General features: G+C 51.4%; 18 protein-coding genes. 3 read left to right on the top strand and 15 right to left on the bottom strand.

Going from position 1 to position 18336, the window contains the following annotated elements:
• Positions 1-5 precede the first annotated feature (5 nt).
• From gntK to FO441_RS11260, 10 genes are all read right to left on the bottom strand, one after another.
• Positions 6-1520 (bottom strand): gluconokinase, encoded by a 1515-nt coding sequence (gntK, locus tag FO441_RS11305; RefSeq protein ID WP_145290183.1) that lies wholly within the window; start codon positions 1518-1520, stop codon positions 6-8.
• Positions 1521-1613: 93 nt separating this feature from the next.
• Positions 1614-2975, bottom strand: coding sequence for a GntT/GntP/DsdX family permease (locus FO441_RS11300; protein WP_145290180.1), 1362 nt, complete (start codon positions 2973-2975; stop codon positions 1614-1616).
• A 20-nt stretch (positions 2976-2995) separates the two neighbouring features.
• A complete protein-coding gene (gene dgoD / locus FO441_RS11295; RefSeq protein ID WP_145290177.1) occupies positions 2996-4144 on the bottom strand; it encodes a galactonate dehydratase in 1149 nt (382 codons plus the stop codon).
• 1 nt (position 4145) lies between these two features.
• Positions 4146-4772: a bifunctional 4-hydroxy-2-oxoglutarate aldolase/2-dehydro-3-deoxy-phosphogluconate aldolase gene (locus tag FO441_RS11290; protein ID WP_145290174.1), complete on the bottom strand. Its 627-nt coding sequence runs from the start codon at positions 4770-4772 to the stop codon at positions 4146-4148.
• 33 nt (positions 4773-4805) lie between these two features.
• The gene (locus tag FO441_RS11285; protein ID WP_145290172.1) at positions 4806-5783 is read right to left on the bottom strand and encodes a 2-hydroxyacid dehydrogenase; all 978 of its coding nucleotides are present in this window, start codon (positions 5781-5783) and stop codon (positions 4806-4808) included.
• Positions 5784-5842: 59 nt separating this feature from the next.
• Entirely contained in the window at positions 5843-6823 is a 981-nt protein-coding gene (locus tag FO441_RS11280; protein WP_145290169.1) for a 2-dehydro-3-deoxygalactonokinase, read from the bottom strand.
• 42 nt (positions 6824-6865) lie between these two features.
• Positions 6866-7618, bottom strand: a complete 753-nt coding sequence (locus tag FO441_RS11275) for an IclR family transcriptional regulator (protein WP_145290166.1) — start codon at positions 7616-7618, stop codon at positions 6866-6868.
• Between the two features lie 208 nt (positions 7619-7826).
• On the bottom strand, positions 7827-9332 hold the full coding sequence (locus FO441_RS11270) for a sodium:solute symporter family protein (RefSeq protein ID WP_145290163.1): 1506 nt from the start codon (positions 9330-9332) through the stop codon (positions 7827-7829).
• Positions 9333-9575, bottom strand: coding sequence for a hypothetical protein (locus tag FO441_RS11265; RefSeq protein ID WP_145290160.1), 243 nt, complete (start codon positions 9573-9575; stop codon positions 9333-9335).
• A gap of 172 nt (positions 9576-9747) precedes the next feature.
• Positions 9748-10377, bottom strand: a complete 630-nt coding sequence (locus FO441_RS11260; protein ID WP_145290157.1) for an SDR family oxidoreductase — start codon at positions 10375-10377, stop codon at positions 9748-9750.
• Between the two features lie 154 nt (positions 10378-10531).
• On the opposite strand from FO441_RS11260, the gene FO441_RS11255 reads away from it, so the two are divergent.
• Positions 10532-11290: an SDR family NAD(P)-dependent oxidoreductase gene (locus FO441_RS11255; RefSeq protein WP_145290154.1), complete on the top strand. Its 759-nt coding sequence runs from the start codon at positions 10532-10534 to the stop codon at positions 11288-11290.
• Positions 11291-11384: 94 nt separating this feature from the next.
• On the opposite strand, the gene FO441_RS11250 is transcribed toward FO441_RS11255, so the two are convergent.
• Positions 11385-12695: an amidohydrolase family protein gene (locus FO441_RS11250; RefSeq protein ID WP_186365552.1), complete on the bottom strand. Its 1311-nt coding sequence runs from the start codon at positions 12693-12695 to the stop codon at positions 11385-11387.
• 1 nt (position 12696) lies between these two features.
• Positions 12697-13548, bottom strand: a complete 852-nt coding sequence (locus FO441_RS11245) for a fumarylacetoacetate hydrolase family protein (protein WP_145290148.1) — start codon at positions 13546-13548, stop codon at positions 12697-12699.
• A gap of 150 nt (positions 13549-13698) precedes the next feature.
• Here FO441_RS11245 and FO441_RS11240 point away from each other — a divergent pair, with 150 nt between their 5' ends.
• Together FO441_RS11240 and FO441_RS11235 are read left to right on the top strand one after the other, a co-directional pair.
• The gene (locus FO441_RS11240; protein WP_145290145.1) at positions 13699-13902 is read left to right on the top strand and encodes a helix-turn-helix transcriptional regulator; all 204 of its coding nucleotides are present in this window, start codon (positions 13699-13701) and stop codon (positions 13900-13902) included.
• Positions 13903-14580 (top strand): DUF3169 family protein, encoded by a 678-nt coding sequence (locus FO441_RS11235; RefSeq protein ID WP_145290142.1) that lies wholly within the window; start codon positions 13903-13905, stop codon positions 14578-14580.
• Between the two features lie 78 nt (positions 14581-14658).
• Here FO441_RS11235 and FO441_RS11230 read toward each other — a convergent pair whose 3' ends face one another.
• The 3 genes from FO441_RS11230 to FO441_RS11220 are packed head-to-tail and all read right to left on the bottom strand — an operon-like array spanning position 14659 to position 18258.
• The gene (locus FO441_RS11230) at positions 14659-15987 is read right to left on the bottom strand and encodes a GntP family permease (protein WP_145290139.1); all 1329 of its coding nucleotides are present in this window, start codon (positions 15985-15987) and stop codon (positions 14659-14661) included.
• Positions 15988-15991: 4 nt separating this feature from the next.
• A complete protein-coding gene (locus FO441_RS11225) occupies positions 15992-17380 on the bottom strand; it encodes a four-carbon acid sugar kinase family protein (RefSeq protein WP_246095132.1) in 1389 nt (462 codons plus the stop codon).
• A complete protein-coding gene (locus tag FO441_RS11220) occupies positions 17377-18258 on the bottom strand; it encodes an NAD(P)-binding domain-containing protein (protein WP_145290134.1) in 882 nt (293 codons plus the stop codon). The genes FO441_RS11225 and FO441_RS11220 overlap by 4 nt, the downstream gene beginning before the upstream one ends.
• Positions 18259-18336 lie beyond the last annotated feature (78 nt).

Raw genomic sequence — 18336 nt, 5'->3', positions numbered from 1 at the left:
CCTCCCTATCTGATATCATCCATCCTGTCATAGAATGGTTCCAGTGCACGTCCGATTTCGATATATACACTCATGATTTCCTGATATTTCATATATACTTTCTCATCCGGCGTGTATGCATCGCTCTCTCCGACGAAGTTTGATACTGCGCTCAGATCATCCATCTCGCCAATGGCGTACAGGCCGAGCAGGCAGGCTCCGAAAGCACTCGATTCATAGGATTTCGGCACAGTCAGCTGTTCACCGAACACATCGGACATGAGCTGCTTCCACATCTCGCTTCTGGCGAATCCGCCGCTTGCCTTGATGCTTTTGACGCTGCTCATCTGTTCCCTGAGTGCAAGGTATACGCTGTAGAGATTATAGACGACACCTTCCATTGCCGCACGGATCATGTGGCTTCTGCTGTGCGACAGTGTCATGCCGTAGAATGAACCCACTGCCTTGGCATTCCACAGCGGTGCCCGCTCGCCAGCCAGATACGGGTGGAAGATGAGCCCATTGCTGCCGGGCTGGATATCCTTGGCCGCCTGGGTCATCACTTCGTATGGATCCTTCCCCTTCGTTGCGGCCTCTCCGACTTCCTCCTGGCACAGTTCATCGCGCACCCATCTCAGAACGACGCCGCCGTTATTCACCGGACCGCCGATGACATAGTGGTCGTTCGTCAGGTGATAGCAGAATATGCGCATCTTCGCATCCGTCCTCGGTGCATCGATCACCGTCCGGATGGCACCGCTCGTACCGATCGTGATGGCAATATCGCCTTCCTCGATGGCATTGACACCAAGATTGGCGAGTACGCCATCACTGGCACCGATGACAATCTTTGTCTCCTCTGCCACGCCAAGATGATCATAAGCCCGGTTGAGACTAGGATATACGCGTGTCGTATCGACAATGTCGGGCAGCTGTTCCGGGCTGAGTTCGAGAATATCAAGCACTTCCTCATCCCACTGCGATGTCTCAAGGTTCATCATGCCCATGCTGCTCGCAACCGACTTGTCGACTTCATAAAGTCCTGTGAAGTGGTGCAGCACATATTCCTTGATGCCGACAATCTTGCCGATGCGGCTGTACATCCCGGGATTTGCCTCCTTGAAATAAAGCAGCTTGATGAATGGGCTCATCGGGTGGATCGGCGTCCCCGTCCGTCTGTATATGCTGACCCCTTTTTCCGTATTCCACGCTTCTGCAACATCTTCACTGCGACGGTCCGCCCAGGTGATGCATTCGGTCAGCCGGCTGCCGGAGCGGTCCAGCAGAATCAGGCTGTGCATGGCGGAAGAGCATGAAATGAATTCGATGCTGTTACCGCAGCTGTTGCGCTCAACGAGCGTTTTGACTGCCCGCATCGCCTTGCCGAGAATCTCATCCGGATCCTGCTCTGCGGTATGTACGTCCGGGGTGTGGAGCGGATAGTGTTCGGTCTCCTTGTCCACATATTCGCCCTCTGTACTGAACAGCACCGCCTTCACTGCTGTTGTTCCGAGATCGAGACCCATCATATATTTCTTCATGCCATTTCCTCCTCGTTTTTTCCTGTTACCTCTATTATATGTGTTTTTGCCGCTGTACACAAAAACCCCATGCATCGCATGGGGTCTGTATTGCTATATGAATAGACTGATGACCAGTACGACGGCAAAGCCGGTCAGGCCGATGATGGTCTCCATGACCGTCCACGACTTCAGCGTCTCACCGGTGGTCATGCCGAAGAAGCGGTTGACCAGCCAGAAGCCGGAGTCGTTGACGTGGGAGAGCACTGTCGCCCCACTCGCAATCGCAATGGCGATCAGACCGAGTTCAGGCTGCGATACCGGGCTCACTGCAATGATCGGTGACATGAGTCCGGCACCGGTAACCATCGCAACAGTTGCAGACCCCTGGGCCACACGGACAAATGTCGTGATGACGAATGCAGCGATGACAAGCGGCAGTCCGGCTCCAACGACAAGGTTACCCATGACGTCGCCGACACCACTCTGGATGAGCACTTCCTTGAATACGCCACCGGCACCCGTGATCAGAATGATGATACCTGCAGGTTCGAGTGCTTTTGTCGCGATATCCTGTACTTCGCCTCTCGTGTAGCCACGGCGTGTACCGAGCAGCATGAATGTCAGAACCACAGTGATGATCAGTGCCACGAACGGATGTCCGACAAACTGGATGCTTTCAGCAAGAAGGTTTGTGGATTCCTCTCCAACAATTGCGCCTGTCACCGTGTTGGCCAGAATCAGTACGAGCGGAATGAGAATGAGGGAGAATACGAGCGTAAAGCTTGGCATATCTCTTTCCTCGCGCATTGCGCTGACATCATCTTCAAGCTTCTGGTAGTCCGGAATTTCAAGCTGGATCTTGCTTCCGATGTATTTACCGAAGACGGGACCTGCAAGAATCATTGCCGGGATACCGGCTGCGATACCGAACAGGATGACCCAGCCGAGGTCGACGCCGAGCATGGCAGCGACGGTCATCGGACCTGGTGTCGGTGGTACGAAGCTGTGTGCCACGGCAAGTCCGGCAAGCAACGGAATACCGTAGTACAGCAGTGATTTCCTCGTTTTCGTAGCCAGGGAGTAGACGATCGGGATCAGGATGACAAGCGCCACATCCAGAAATACCGGGATGGAGACGAGAAATCCTGTAAAACCGAGCGCCCACTGCGAGCGTTTCTCGCCGAACTTGTCGATCAGTGTGAGGGCCAGCCGTTCGGCACCTCCGGAAACTTTCAGTACTTCACCGAACATCGCACCGAGACCGACGACGACTGCGATGAATCCGAGCGTGCCGCCCATCCCCGTTTCGATGACGTCGATGATGTCCATCGGGCTCATCCCTGTTGCGAGACCGATGAAGAGAGATGCGATAAGCAATGATACAAATGCGTGAAGCTGGACTTTCATGATCAGGAACAGCAGTAAAGCGATTCCAATAACAGTCGCAATGACCAGCCATAGTTCATTAGACATTTTCTATACCCCTTTCCTTTTTACCATTCTGCGATACTGCCGTCTTGATGCAGCCATACCGGGTTCTTCCAGTTGTGTCCGACCATGCTGCGTTCCCTTACGTAGTCTTCATTGATTTCAATGCCGAGACCCGGCTTGTCGAGTACTTCGACATGACCTTCCGTATATTCGAATACGGAAGCATCCGTCACGTAGTCGAGAATATCGTTTCCTTTATTGTAGTGGATGCCGAGGCTCTGCTCCTGGATCACCGCATTGTGGCATGTTGCGTCGACCTGGATGCATGCAGCAAGCGCAATCGGTCCAAGTGGACAGTGCGGTGCCGCCGCCACATCGTAGGCTTCCGCCATCGAGATGATCTTCTTGCATTCCGTGATGCCGCCGGCGTGCGAGAGGTCCGGCTGGATGATATCCACATAGCCGTCCTGAAGCAGTGTCTTGAACTGCCATTTGGAGAACATCCGTTCACCAGTGGCAATCGGTATGGATGTATGCATTGCGATATCACGCAGGTTTTCATTATTTTCAGGCAGGGCAGGTTCTTCCAGGAACATCGGTCTGAACTGCTCCAGTTCCTTTGCCAGCACTTTTGCCATCGGCTTATGCACACGACCATGGAAGTCGATGCCGATGCCGAAATCATTGCCGCACATCTCACGGATGGAAGCGACGCGCTCGAGTACTGCGTCCACCTTGCTGTAGGAATCGATATACTGGAGTTCTTCTGTTGCGTTCATTTTCACGGCTGTGATGCCCGTGTTCTTCAGCTCTAGTGCAGCTGCTCCGACATCCACTGGACGGTCACCGCCGACCCAGGAATACACTTTGATCTTCTCGCGTGCCTTGCCGCCGAGCAGCTGGTGGACCGGCGCATTATAGTACTTGCCTTTGATGTCCCATAGCGCCTGGTCGATGCCGGCGAGTGCGCTCATAAGGATCGGACCGCCACGATAGAAGCCGGCACGGTACAGTTCGTTCCAGATGCCTTCGATATTCATCGGATCTTTGCCGATGATCGTATCCATCAGCTCGGCGACTGCCGCCTTGACGGTTGCCGCCTTGCCTTCGATGACCGGTTCTCCCCAGCCGACAAGTCCGTCATCCGTCTCGACTTTCAGAAACAGCCATCTTGGCGGTACGGTAAACATTTCATAGCTTTTGATCTTCATTCTATTCCACCTTGCCTTTCAGTTCTTTGACACGCTCGCTGATCTCAATCTCGAGGGCTTCGTCGACTTTGCGATTCGAAGGGACAAGGGCTGAATTGATGCCGACTGCTGCTGCCCCCGCTTCAAGAAATGTATTGATATTGTCCGCACTCACGCCGCCTGTCGGCAGGAGCACCAGGTCATTCATCGGTGCCAGCACATCCTTGATGTAGCTTGCTTTGAGCTGGCCGGCCGGGAAGACTTTGATCATCTTCGCCCCTGCCATATGTGCATCATATATTTCCGTCGGCGTGTAGCAGCCGGGGATATATAGGACACCCTGTTCATTGGCGAACTTGAGTACTGCTTCGCCGTAGACCGGTGCCAGCAGGAATTCGACACCAATATCAATGCAGTCCTGTGCATCCTCCACGGTCAGCACCGTGCCGGCGCCAAGTGTAATTTCATTGCCGAAATTCTCCTTCAGTGCCTTGAGCGTCTCTTTCGCGTTCGGGGAGTTGAGTGCCACTTCGATGACCCGGAAGTCGTTCTGGACCAGTGCACCGACGATTTTCACCGCATCCTCCGTATCATAGCCACGCAGTATGCCGATCATCCTATGTTCCTTGATCTTTTCAAGTACAGCCATTGATTTCGCCACCTATCTTTTATTTAATTCCATCTATTCGGGTATATCCAGTTCCTTCACCAGATCCTTGGGTCTTTCGCCTTTCAGGCCCTGGACCATATTCTCAGCCGCACGCATGGCCATGGCGTCACGCGTCTGCTTTGTCGCCGAACCGACGTGGGGCAGTGTAACCACGTTATCCATGTCGAGCAGCGGGTTGTCGGGTGAAACAGGCTCCGCCTCATACACATCGAGCCCGGCACCTGCAATCCTGCCTTCTTCAAGTGCCTGGATCAGAGCCGCTTCACCCACCACTTTGCCTCTCGACAGATGGATCAGGAATGCATCCTTCTTCATCAGTCGGAATTCCTTATGCGAGATGTAGTTCGTTGTCTGTTCCGTCAGTGGCAGCAGTGTCAGAATGAAGTCCGATTGCTTCAATAGCTCTTCCTTGCCCACGTATTCGACGCCATACTCTTCTTCAACTGCTTCGTTTCGTGACCTGTTATGGTAGATGACATTCATATCGAATCCCCTCACAGCACGGCGGATGACCTTCTCTCCAATTCTGCCGAGACCGAAAATGCCAAGTGTCGCATGATGTACGTCCGTGCCGAGAAAAATCTCTTCATTCTTCACTTTCCACTGGCCGCTCTTGACGTAGCGGTCGAGCATCGATAATTTGCGGGCTGCTGAGAGTATCAGTCCAAACGCCGTATCGGCAACGGTCTCGTCCAGCACATGCGGGGTATTCGTACCCATGATGCCGCGGCTTTTCATTTCATCCGTATCAAAGTTGTCGTAGCCGACCGAGATATTGGAAACAATCTTCAAGTTCGGTGCACGATCGAGCAGTGCACCGTCGATCTTTTCCTTCCCTGGCATGAGTCCATCCACCGCACTGAGCTTCTCGAACATCATGTCTTCCGGCATGGAGCCGGCTTCATTCCAGATTTCATAATCGCAGTGCGCACTGATGAACGCTTCCACATCTTCCGGTACCGGTTTCATTATCAGGACTTTTGGTTTCATTATCCATCCTCCACAGTTGAGATTTAAAAATGCTTTCTTCACGAGATGCGATTCATCAGCTACTGGTTGCCATGGATCAGGAGCGAGCCGGTGATATAGGACTGCTCCACCACTTCCTCGGTCGCCTTGATGATGGTCTGATCCGTAAACTCGAGTGAAAGCAGATGCGTCATGCTGTGCTTCAGAATTTCGGAGCCGCCGACGATCAGCCAGTCGAGATCGAGGCCGTCCGTATAGAATTTCAATGCCTGGATATCTTCATGGTAGATGGCACCGAGCAGGTAGTTGGCCCGCTGGTTGCCGGTCGTATTCGTGTACATATCGAGCAGCCGGACACCGAATAGGGATCGGGTCAGACCTTCTGTCTGCGTCTTCTTGTATCCTTTTTCAAGATGATCGGTTTCAAGCATGTCGATCAGCCCATCTTCGAGTGAACTGGAGAGGATCGTATTGCTCTGGACTGCCTGTACCAGTTCGCCCCCGAGCGTCGAGAAGCAGGATACCAGTTCCTTGTCCTCATTCACTCTGACGAACTTCGTATGGGAGCCGGGCAGAATGATGATGCCTGCGCCGCTGACATCCATCTGTTCAAGCAGGCCGAACACTTCGACCTCCTCCCCGCGCATGATATCCATCTCACGGATATCTTCGATGCTGCCATTGCCATCGAGGTCCTTATTCTTCATGCCGGGAATGTAGTGGCACAAAATGCCGTATATTTCGTCCGACTCGGTGCCTCTCGAGAAATCGTCAATTTTTGCAGGTGCGACGACATGCGGCACTTCCTTGAGACCGAGGTTCGAAGTGATCATGCCGGAAGCAATGATATGCCTGATGTCCTCCCTAGTGAGGTTGTTCCTCCCGAGCACTTCTTCCATCCCCTGCTCGATGGCAGTTTTCAGATTGCGGTTGCTCTTATCCATGGCGGCATTTTTGACACCGACTTCAATCTTCAGTGCATCAGTGACTTCTTTGGACTGCGCGTCCACAATCCTGATGCGGGTGTTGGTCGTACCTGAATCGATTAGAATAACGTACATTTCATTTACCGCCTTTTCGTTTCCAGAATGATAGAACTCAGATCAGATGCTGTTGTATCCTTGGGTCTTTGAAATCTCCCTGCCTGCCTCCATGATATGGGCAGCGATCACGTCTTTATTTTCGAGCATCATGCTTTTGCTGCCGGCACAGCTGACTGCTGCCACAATGCTGCCGGCGTCGTTATAGATGGGAACGGCGATACAGTAGATGCCGACCTCGCCCTCTTCGTCATCGATGACATATCCTCGCGGCTCGAATTCGACCATCTGCGCACGTAATGTGTCCGCATCCGTCACGGTATTCTCAGTAAATCTTTGATAGTCGATCTGTGCCAGCAGAGCCTCCCGTATCTCATGCGCTTCGAAAGTCAGGAATGCTTTGCCGAGACCTGTCGAATGCAGCGGCTTTCGTGTGCCGGGCTGTGCTGTCGTCCGCTGAGCATTGTCACTGTCCACTTTGGCCAGATAGATGATTTCAGTACTCGACCGGATGGCCAGAAATAAAGTCCCGCCGGTCAATGCGATCTTCTCTTTAAGTATCGGCAGGCTGGCACTGTATATATCATTGCTTGTGCGCGCCTTGTTGCCTGCGATGATCAGCTTATGTCCCAGTTTGTAGAGGTTGCCTTCAGATTTCGTCAGATATCCTTTGTTGACCATGGTCAGGAGGAGCTGGGACATGCTGCTTTTAGGTATTTCCAATTCTTTTGAAAGCGACATCAGTGAAATGCCGTCCTCAATGCGGCTCAGATGTTCGATAATATCCAGTACTCTTTCTGCAGATTTTACCGACATCACACCACCCCCGCTCCGTATGTGATTTCATTTTTCAAATGTTCTTATATGTGAACAATGTTCTCATATATGAACTTATACTCAATATAATACGCGTTGAAGGGAATGTCAACGAAAAAATGAAAGGGGTTACATATTTATTTCCATCCATATGAAAACGCACCCGTTCCGTATCGGAATGAGTGCGTCCATCTGTATGATTATTCCACTATCTTACGGGCTGTGTCGCCTTCTTCCCTTCCAGCATGTCCGCCTCCTGGCGAACAGGTGCCTTGCCGAAAACGAGGCTGCCGGCGACATAGATGATGAGGTTGGCGATCAATCCCCATACCCCGCTGAATATGCCGAGAGGTGTCAGGTTTGTGAAAGTAAAGACAGCCGCCAGCAGTGCACCGGTAAGCATACCGATGAATACGGATCTGGCGTGGCTGCGCTCCCAGTAGAGTCCGAGTATGAGGGCGGGAGCGACCTGGACCAGGATTTCAAGCTTGAGCAGGAAGACCTGATACAGTGTGGCGGGCGGATTCCATGCAATCACCAGCAGAAATCCGACCGCGATGACGCCGATGACTTTGCCGACGAGTATCTTTCTGTTATCGGTGGCGTCTGGGTTGATGTAGCGCCCGTATATATCCTTTGAGACGATGGAGGAGAACGTCAGCAGCACCGAATCCGCAGTGGAGACGATTGCTGCGATGATGCCGCCGAACAGCAGTACCATGGCAATGTAGAAGATGATGTTCTCGTTGGCGATGGCACTGGCCATCATGCCGACGATCTGCTCCGATTCCTCCACAGTGAGATCCGGGAAGGCCGTGTAGGCGAGAATGCCGATGACGAATACGACGCCCGCTGTCAGAAACGGCATCCATGCCATCTGTGTGAGTGAACGTTTGAGTGCCCGTTCATTCTTTGCAGAAAATATTCTCTGGATGGCGTTCGGATATACTGCAGCACCGATGCCGACCAGGATGAGGAAGTTGGTCCACCTGACGAGGCCACCGCCTTCCGGTACCCCGAGGTTCTCAGGCGAATAAGTTCTGATATAGTCCCCCGCAGCCGGCAGACCGCCAAAGTAGACGATGGTGCCTATGAGCAGCATGAAGACGCCGACCAGAAGAGCCACGCCCTGCATCGTATCGGTATAGGCGACCGAACGCATGCCGCCGAGCCAGCCGTAGATGATCATGATGACGATGAAGAAGATGACTCCTGCCTGGTATGGCACGGTTCCACCGGTCAGTCCGGCCACACCCTGTCCGATGGCGATCAGCTGCTCGAGCAGAAAGTTGCCGAGTGCATACAGCATGAGGATAGCAGCCAGAATGGAGACTGCTTTCGACTTGAATTTCAGCTCGAGAAAGTCGACCGGGGTCACGATGTCATGTTTCTTGCTGAGCCGATACATTCTGGGTGCAAAGACAAGGTACACCAGAATGATCATGATGAAGAATGGAATGGTGACCAGGTTGGCGTAGCCGACACGATAGGCTTCTGCCGAATAGCCGATGACCGTGTTACCGCTGTACTGTGTGGCAAAGAAGGTGAAGAACAGGACAAGTGTCCCGAGCCCCCTGCCGCCGAGGTAGTATTCTTCAAGACTGCTATGTACTTTTTTATTTCTCATATATGTGCCGACACCGATCAGCAGCATGAGGACACCATAGAAAAGCATGATCAGAATGCCGGAAGTACCGGAAAATGCGAGTTCCATCTATTTCTCCTCCTCTCTCGATGGTTCGTCTTCGATATCCCAATGGTACCGGATGACATACGTAATATAGAGCGACAGCATGACTGTGACGCCAAGGATGACAAGCGCCCAGAGCGGCACGCCGAAGACCAGTACTGGTTCCTCTCCGGATGGAAAGTACCAGGGGTTGAGCAGAATGAAGATGATGAGAAAGCCAAGCCAGATCTTGTAGTTTCTAATTGGTTCCCGTGTGTTCTGTTTCATTGCCTCACCTTCCTTAGTACCTGATGATAACATCAGGTTAAAGTATAATTACCGATACATTAACACTTTATGTCCCAACTTTCTACATTTTCTGATTATTTAAATAATGAAACCGTTTTCTATAATCCATAATAAAAATCCCGGCCGAAGCCGGGATGGATGTCTCATGGTTCTATAGAATTTGAGTGACTGGCGTGTCGCCACCAATCAGGGGATACAGTTTGTTTTCTGCCTTGGTATTGATGATTTCCATCAGCACGCTGGCAACATCCTCACGTGGTACTTCACCATATTCGACGTCCCCCTGATATTCATAGAAGTTGACGGCACCTTTACCGGCATCGTCTGTCAGGCGACCTGGACGGAGGATTGTATAGGGCACACCGGACTGCTCAAGATATTGGTCTGCACGATGCTTTGCGTGCAGATAGGGGCGCATCTTGCCCTCCACCGCTCTCGGGTTCTCAACACCCATTCCGCTGACCATGACGAAGTGTTCGACACCATGCTTTTCAGCAAGGTCTATCGACTCCATCGCACCTTCCTGATCGATCAGAATGGTCTTGTCCGCACCGGTATGCGCGCCGGATCCAGCAGTGAATACCACTGCATCCACACCCTCGAATGCATGGGAGAAATCCTTTTCAAGGTCGCCAAGCACCGTCTTTACATCTTTGTTCTGGAACGCTTCCGCCTGTGCCTCCTTGCGGACCATTGCGATCGGTTCGTGTTCACTTTCCTTCAGCTTATCCACAACAATTCTACCAATCTGGCCGTTTGCGCCGATAACCAGTACATTCATTCCATTCGCCTCCTTGTTTTTATAGTTCCATGTTGGGCTTCAGACTGCCGTAAATCAAATGGTCTGCCTGGTGAGATTTCCCGAAGCGTATCGATTGTATTTTGTAATCGCTTTCTTTATATTGTAATTATACACACTATTTAGGAGGCAGAACATGCAGGACAATATTGTACTTATTACTGGTGGTGCAGGTGGAATCGGTCAGGCAGCAGCGAAACGGTTTCTCGATGGTGGGGCAAAGGTAGTACTTGTCGATGTGAACATGGATGCCCTCGAAAGTGCGAAGGAAAATCTCGGCAGTGACGACATCCATCTGATCAAAGCGGACGTAACAAATGAAGATGAAGTTGAGAACTATGTAAAGGAAACAGTCGATACGTTTGGCAAAATTGATATTTTCTTCAATAATGCTGGCATCAACGGACCGTTCAAGGAGATCAAGGACTTGCCGAAGAAGGATTTCGACCTGGTGATGAGCATCAATACAACCGGTGTCTTCCTCGGCATGAAACATGTCATACGGCAGATGGAGAAGCAGGACTACGGCAGTATTGTAAATACCGCGTCAAATGCAGCCTACATCGGCTCGGCAGGCATGCCGGCCTATATCGCATCGAAGCACGCAGTCGCAGGGCTGACAAAGACCGCTGCACTTGAAGCTGCCGGGAATAATATCCGCGTCAATGCCGTTGCACCTGCAGCCATTGATACAGACATGCTGTCAGACATCCAGAACAACCTGTCACCCGGAGAACCTGAGAAATCCGGAGAAGCCATCAAGGCCGGCATTCCATTCGGCCGCTTCGGCACACCGGAGGAAGTCGCGAAAGTCGTCTACTTCCTCGCCTCTGATGACGCCTCATTCGTCACCGGCTCAATGTATAACGTTGATGGCGGCATGCAGGCAGACTAGCCTTGAAAATGAATGCCCTGCTCAACCGAGCAGGGCATTTTTGTGCGGCTGCCCTCGCAAGCGGCACCAGATGAATGGAAGCGGGGCACGAAAGTCACACCTCGCCCCCATATTTGGCTGCGACCTTTTCGAAAAGTTGCATGAGTGCATCACGGTCTATCGTATGGGAATAAATATCCTCCAACCTATGTATTTCGCCGGCTCTGATGACGGTATGGACAGACAGCAGATGTGTCAGATCATCCAGGGGATTCTTATCAAGCAGCACAAGATCCGCGTCATATCCTCGAGCAATACGGCCTTTATTCTCATAGCCGATACTCGCACACGCTTCTTCCGTCGCCTTTCTGATGACGTCATTCCGTGGCAGTCCGAGTGCTTCGAATTCAAGCATCTCCTCAATCAATGAAATACCAGGATAGTTCCATATGCCGGCCGGTGCATCGGTGCCGATATATATTTCACCCCCAATATCCATATAACGCTGCGCAATAACTCCTACTTTCTCGTAGGCCCATTTCTCTCGTCTCTGCATCTCCTTTGTGACATGCGGCGCAATAGATTCGAACTGGGCTTTTATTTCAAAATTGTCATCCATCTCGAGCATTGACAGCTGTTTCGACGCTGCAATGGCAGAGGCTGCAAACTGCTTCCCTTCGGCGAGATGGCGGTACAGCGTCAGTGTCGGCACCAGTTTGACGTCGGCATCAAGCAGCATACCAAGCACTTCATCAAGCCTTTCCTCATCCAGCGGTTCAGCCGCTACTGCTTCAAATTCTTCGTCTGACAACTGCGAATGAAATGCTGGATAGAGACTTTGCAGAATGCCGGAGGCATGTTCCAGCCAGTCGATACCCACTCTGGCCGCCTTCACCCCATCAATCATTTTAGAATGAATAAAGTCGGCAGCGACGGGCAGGCGATAACCATGTGCCTGCTCAACAACCGCAGCAAGGACGTCTTCCTGGATATTGCCATAGACTTTCACGAATCCAGCACCCTGCGCATGGAGCTCATCGACACCACGTCTTGCTTCCTCTGCATCGTTTGTCGAAATATTACCGTAGGAAGTCGGTCCCCACAGTCCAGGGTCTCCATCAATCATGCGGTACGTGGCGTGGACTGCCGGGGCGATTCTGTCCATCGCTTTAATGATTTCAAAATTGCCGGCTGTATTCCGTACCGTCGTCACGCCGGAAGCGAGATAGTGTCTGGCACTCGCCGGAGTGATGTGTGTATGCATGTCGACCAGACCCGGAAACAGGAACTTCCCCGTACCGTCGATGTCATTGCCGGTCTGCCGATCACTATCCACCGCAGCAATCCGACCGTCCTGTACCTCAACGTTTCCAAGGCGCAATCCATAGCCATCAAAGAATTGCACATTATGAATGACATGATGCATCCTACTCATCCTCCATATGCGTGATTAGACTGCCGAGATCCTCGATTTCCACTGTGACCACATCGCCATCCCGTAGCCACGGCCGGTTATCTTCCGGATAGCCGAGCGCCACGCCTTCCGGTGTGCCTGTCAGAATGATATCCCCCGGTTTCAGCGTCATGTAGTGGGAGATGTAGCTGACCAGTGTTTCGCATTTGAAAATCATATCGTTGGTGTTGGAATCCTGCCGGACCTCCCCATTCACGCTCAGGCGGATGCGTAGCTTGTTCGGGTCTTCGATTTCATCCGCAGTGACGATATAGGGTCCGAGTGGACAGAACCCATCCAGACTTTTACCAAGCAGCCACTGTCCACTCCTGAACTGGAAGGACCTTTCGGACAGGTCATTGGCCGCACAGTAGCCGAAAATGTAGTCCTCCGCCTCTTCTTCGGTGATGTTCTTCGCTTCTTTTCCAATGACGATGGCCAGTTCCGCCTCGTAGTCCACCTGTTCCGCCTCAAGCGGGATGCCGACGGCTTCCCCGCTCCCGGACAGGCTGTTGCGATACTTGCTGAAAAGTATCGGATAGTCGGGAGCAGGCATGCCGGACTCCTCTGCGTGCTTCCTGTAGTTGAGGCCGACACAGATGATTTTCTCTGCACAGTCGATAGCTGGACCGAGTGCTGCGTGCCTTGGCTCGAGAAAGAAGTCGGACTCCTCCTCCAGTGCGAACTCCAGAAATTCATCCAGTCCCCTATAACGTTCTATGGCTTCAATCATGGTTGGATAGGAGCCCGAAATATCCAGAATGCCCCTATCTGTCAGTACGCCAGGTTTAAGCTGTCCTTCACTATAAAACGTCAATAGTTTCATGCCTTTTCCCTCCATTGTAAAAACAGGTTTCCCACGCATTATATCATAAGATTCAGAATATAATTGTGTCGAGTGTCCTGCTTTTTATTTTGACAAATATACTTGTCATTTTGACAATAATATTATATATTTGAGTCGAGAGGTGAAATGATGAGAACACGACTGAAGGAATTGCGTGCGCGCCATGGTCTGAATCAGACGGAACTGGCAAAGCGTGCCAGGATCTCGAGACAGACCGTCAGCCTGATCGAGCGTGAGGAATACATCCCTTCCCTATTGATCGCCAAACGCTTTGCAAAGATCTTCGACGAACCGATAGAAGAGATTTTCATATTCGATGAGGAGGAACTTTAAATGAAATACGCCCTGAAACTGCTGCTTTATGCTGCCGGAGGATTTATTGTCGCCTACACAGTAATGTTTACCGATATTTTGAATCAGATCAACCTGGATAGCCGATGGCTTAATATGACAGTGTTTGTACTCGCTATCATTACAGTTGTTCTCAGCATCATTGGATACTTTCAGCTGAAAGGGACGGCTAAGGATGAAGATATGGATGAAGATTTGAGGGAGCAGTACAAGTACAGGAAGTTCTCCGACCTTTCACTGGCCACCCATTCTTCAATCATCTTGAGTTTTCTCGCAATGGGTCTCGGTGTAATCAGTGAAATGCCGCTCTGGTTCGTAATCAGCAGCCTGGTGCTGTTCTGTCTGTCGTTTGCTTTTCAGATATTCACATCCAAACTTCCGAAACAACTCTACCCTGAGCGAAACCTTCCTGAAATATCAGATGCCAGATATGCCGACAAACTGTTGGCCGTATCTGATGATGGTGAACGTCATGTCATGCTGAATGGACTGTACAAGGCATTTGCCAGCACATCAGCCCTCCTGTTCATGTCACTGGTCATTCTGATGGTGTACTCCGTTGCGACCGGAAATGCACAGATTATCGGCATGCTGCTTATCGGAAGCATACTCCTGATTTCAAATGCACAGTATGTCCTTTCAATCAGGAATAAAGGGTAGTCATAAACAGCAAAAAGCAATCATAGTCTCGGAATCGAGATACCATGATTGCTTTTTTATTCAATCTACTATGAACCTCTACACCAGCTGGGTGATGAAGTACATGACATAGACAAGTCCAAGACCTGTCAGTCCGGCAACGAATCCACCGAGGGACCATGCCTGCAGTGTCTGTGTCACTGTCAGTCTGCCGAAACGGTTGACGACCCAGAAGCCGGAGTCGTTCGGCAGCGACAGGCCGATTGCGCCTGAACAGATGGCGAGTGCGAGCAGTACCGGGGATACTGCGAGATCTGCGATCTGCGGGCCGAGTATGCTTGAAGTCGTCACCAGTGCGACTGTCGCAGAGCCGAGAGATGCTCTGAGTATCTGTGTGAAAATGAAAGCAAGCAATAGGATATGTATATTCCAGCTGCTCATCATTTCGATGAGGTAGTCACCCATGCCGCTGGCATTGATGACTGCACCGAATGCCCCGCCGGCGCCTGTGATCAGCAGTATGCTGCCGGCGTCCTGCATGGACTGGTTGAACTGTGTCTTGTATGGACCTGCGATATAGGGTTTCAATACAATCAGCGCAACGAGTACGGCAATCAGGAGCGCCACATTCTTATCGCCGACAAATGCAAAGAACGACGACAGTGGATTATCCGGAATGAAAAGCTGGGCCAGTGTGTTGCTCAGTATCAGCACGATCGGCAGGGCAATCAGTCCGAAGGAAAGGGTCTTTGAGATCTGCTTGGCCGGAGCGCGTGCTTCCGGCTCAGCCTCCATTTCGTCTTCCTCCTCGACTGTTTCACTCTTCATCCTTCTGCCGATGAACATGCCGTAGCCGTAGCCGCCGACAAGCGTCGCCACGACAGCGACAAATATGCCTGCAATCAGGAAGATGCCGAGGTCGACTCCGACGTTTTCTGCGACAACCAGAGGCCCTGGTGTCGGAATGACCATGCTGTGGGAGACGATCAGACCGACTGCGAGAGCGGTTACAAAAGTGATCCGGGCAATGCCCGTTCTCGTGCTGAGACTTCTGATCACCTTGTTCAGAATGACGAATGCCGCATCGAAAAATACAGGAATGGAGACGATGGTACCAGTCAGCGCAAGCCCTGCGGGTGATTTTTTGGAACCGGTCATGGAAAGGATACCTTCTGCTATCTTCTCCACAGCGCCCGCTTTCGCGAGAAACTGGCCGAAGACAATGCCGAGTCCGATCAGAATACCGACACCGGCCAGCGTGCTGCCGAAGCCGTCGGCAATGATGGATGACGCTTCACTGATCGGTATGCGGACAGCAAGTGCCAGACCGAATGATACAATCAGCAATGCAATAAACGGTTCAATCTTGAATTTCAATATCAGTAGAAACAGTACTGCAAGTGCAAGTATGAATAGAATCAACAGCATCTATTTATTCTCCCCTATCCAGTTTTCTGTAGACATCAAGCAGTGTGCCGGCGTCCCCGACATTACCCGGGAAGACGATATACGGCATATCAGGATACTTCGACTCCGCCATCGTCAGCCAGACCGGGATGCCTTTTTCCGCCTGCCCGAGTACCCGCGCTTTCTTCACGCCGAGTCCGATAGTCGCAAGGTCACTGGACGTGATGCCGCCTTTTGCGATGATGAATCTCGGTTTTATTTCAAGGCTTGAAACGATCTCAACCAGACTTTCCGAAATCCGCTTCGATATTCTCAAACTTTCTTCCCTGTCTTCCGTTCTGATCAGCTCCCGGGATGTATAGATGACAACATCCCTGCCCTGCTCGATCAGTTTCTCCGCCTGTTTCCTCTGATTCTCGACATAGTCGGTGAGGCCGTCCATATCCCGTACTTCAGCGACATCGAATTCCAATACTTCAATGTCAGAGTGGCTGATCAGCTGTTCGAGCTGCTCGGTCGTCTTTTTGACGTGGGAGCCGACGACGATGATGCCGCCCTGTGCATCTTTCGGATCCGTCATACGGGACTGGTCCAAAACTTCTCCCGGTGTGGCACAGATCGATTTGACGAAGGAGGCGGCTGTTCTGAATATGAACTTCTTATCTTCACGGTTCAGATAATCCATCAGGACAGAAGTGAAGAACTCGAGATCCTTGTCGTTCGCGGCATCCACAACCACCTGGTCGAAATCCGACAGTGCATCGATGAATTCCAGCAACTGTGCATCATCGCATCCTCTGAGCATGTCGAGGTCTATATGCTTCACCTGGTCCGCATCGATGGCGCCGCCGCTCTTCTCGGCAACGTACTGCTGCATGGTAGCTGCATCAAAACCGAACGTCGAATCATTTGCGAATTCGCTTTCATGAACAGGTATGAACGATTCACCCTCTTTCAGATAGTGCACACCCTGGTACGTATAGCGGCCACCTTCGAAGAATGCAGGAATATGGAATACCGCGTCAAATCCGTCCGGGCTCGCGTCACTGATGGTTTTCGGCTCAATGTAGGAATGGCCTCTGAGCGTCGAATCTCCCCTGCTGATGATGAGGTAGGGCTGGTCGAGTGCTTCCGATACCTTCTCAAGCACATGGGTGATCTCCTCATGCACTTTGACTGTCTCGGCTTCGGACAGTGCCCGTGAGTTGGTCATGATATAGAACATGCTGTTGTCGGACTGGAAGCCATCCCGGACAAGTGATTCGTCCCAGGCAGTATAGACGTTCAGGTCCTTGACGGTCTGTGTTCCTGTCGGATCATCATCGAGGACGACAACCTTATAGTCGAAGCTTTCGAAATCTCTTTCCGTGCTGCAGTCCGCTGCTTCGTTCACTATGTCCCAGTTCATCTTCATCCCTGCTTCCCGTTGATTCTTTCAATATATTTGATGACGCCCGAATGGTCGTTCATGCCGTTGCCGTTGATGATTTCCGACTTGTACATTTCCTTCACCATGTTTGTGAGCGGCAACGTGATCTTCTCCTGGTCGCTCGTCGTCGTGACGTTATGCAGATCCTTGTAGTTGATGTTGATGGTACCGCCTGGTTCGTAGTTCTCTGCAATCATCTTCGGAAACTTGGCTTCCATGACGCTTGATCCCGCAAGACCGTTTCTGATGGCTTCGAACATCGCATCGAGGTCGATATTGAAGCTTTTAGCGAGAACAACCGCTTCCGACAGTGCCGCAATATTCGTGTTGACGATGATCTGATTGGCCAGCTTCACTGTGCTGCCGGCACCGACGTCCCCTACTCTGATGATGGATTTCGCCATCGGCGCAGCTGCTTCCTTCAGCTTTTCAAAATGCACTTCGTCGCAGCCCATCATGACGGAAAGCTCCCCGGTGATGGCCAGTGCCTCTCCACCACTGACCGGTGCGTCTGCAAAGATGACGCCTTTTTCAGAGAGTCGATTGTTTATTTCAATGGAATCCGTCGGAGCGAGGGAGCTCATATCGAGCAGGTACTGTCCCGCTTTCAGATGGGGATAGAGTGCATCCTCTCCTTCGAACAGCACACTCTTTACAATGGCGCCGTTCGGCAGCATCGTGATGATTGCTTCCGCCTGCTCCGCCATTTCCCGAAGGCTACCGACTGCGGTTGCACCATATCCGACAACCTTCTCCTCGGCCGCCTTGTTCAGATCGTTCACCATCACCGTATATTCTTGTTCCAGCAAGTTCCTGACCATCGGGGCACCCATGATGCCAAGGCCAATAAATCCAATTTTCATAATATACTCTCCTTTGGAAACGTTTACTTAAAAAGTATTGTATACCATAATATTAAAAATGTATACATTTAACACTTT

Source organism: Salinicoccus cyprini (genome assembly GCF_007713705.1).
Lineage (GTDB): Bacteria > Bacillota > Bacilli > Staphylococcales > Salinicoccaceae > Salinicoccus > Salinicoccus cyprini.
This window is presented reverse-complemented; position numbering and strand designations above follow the sequence as displayed.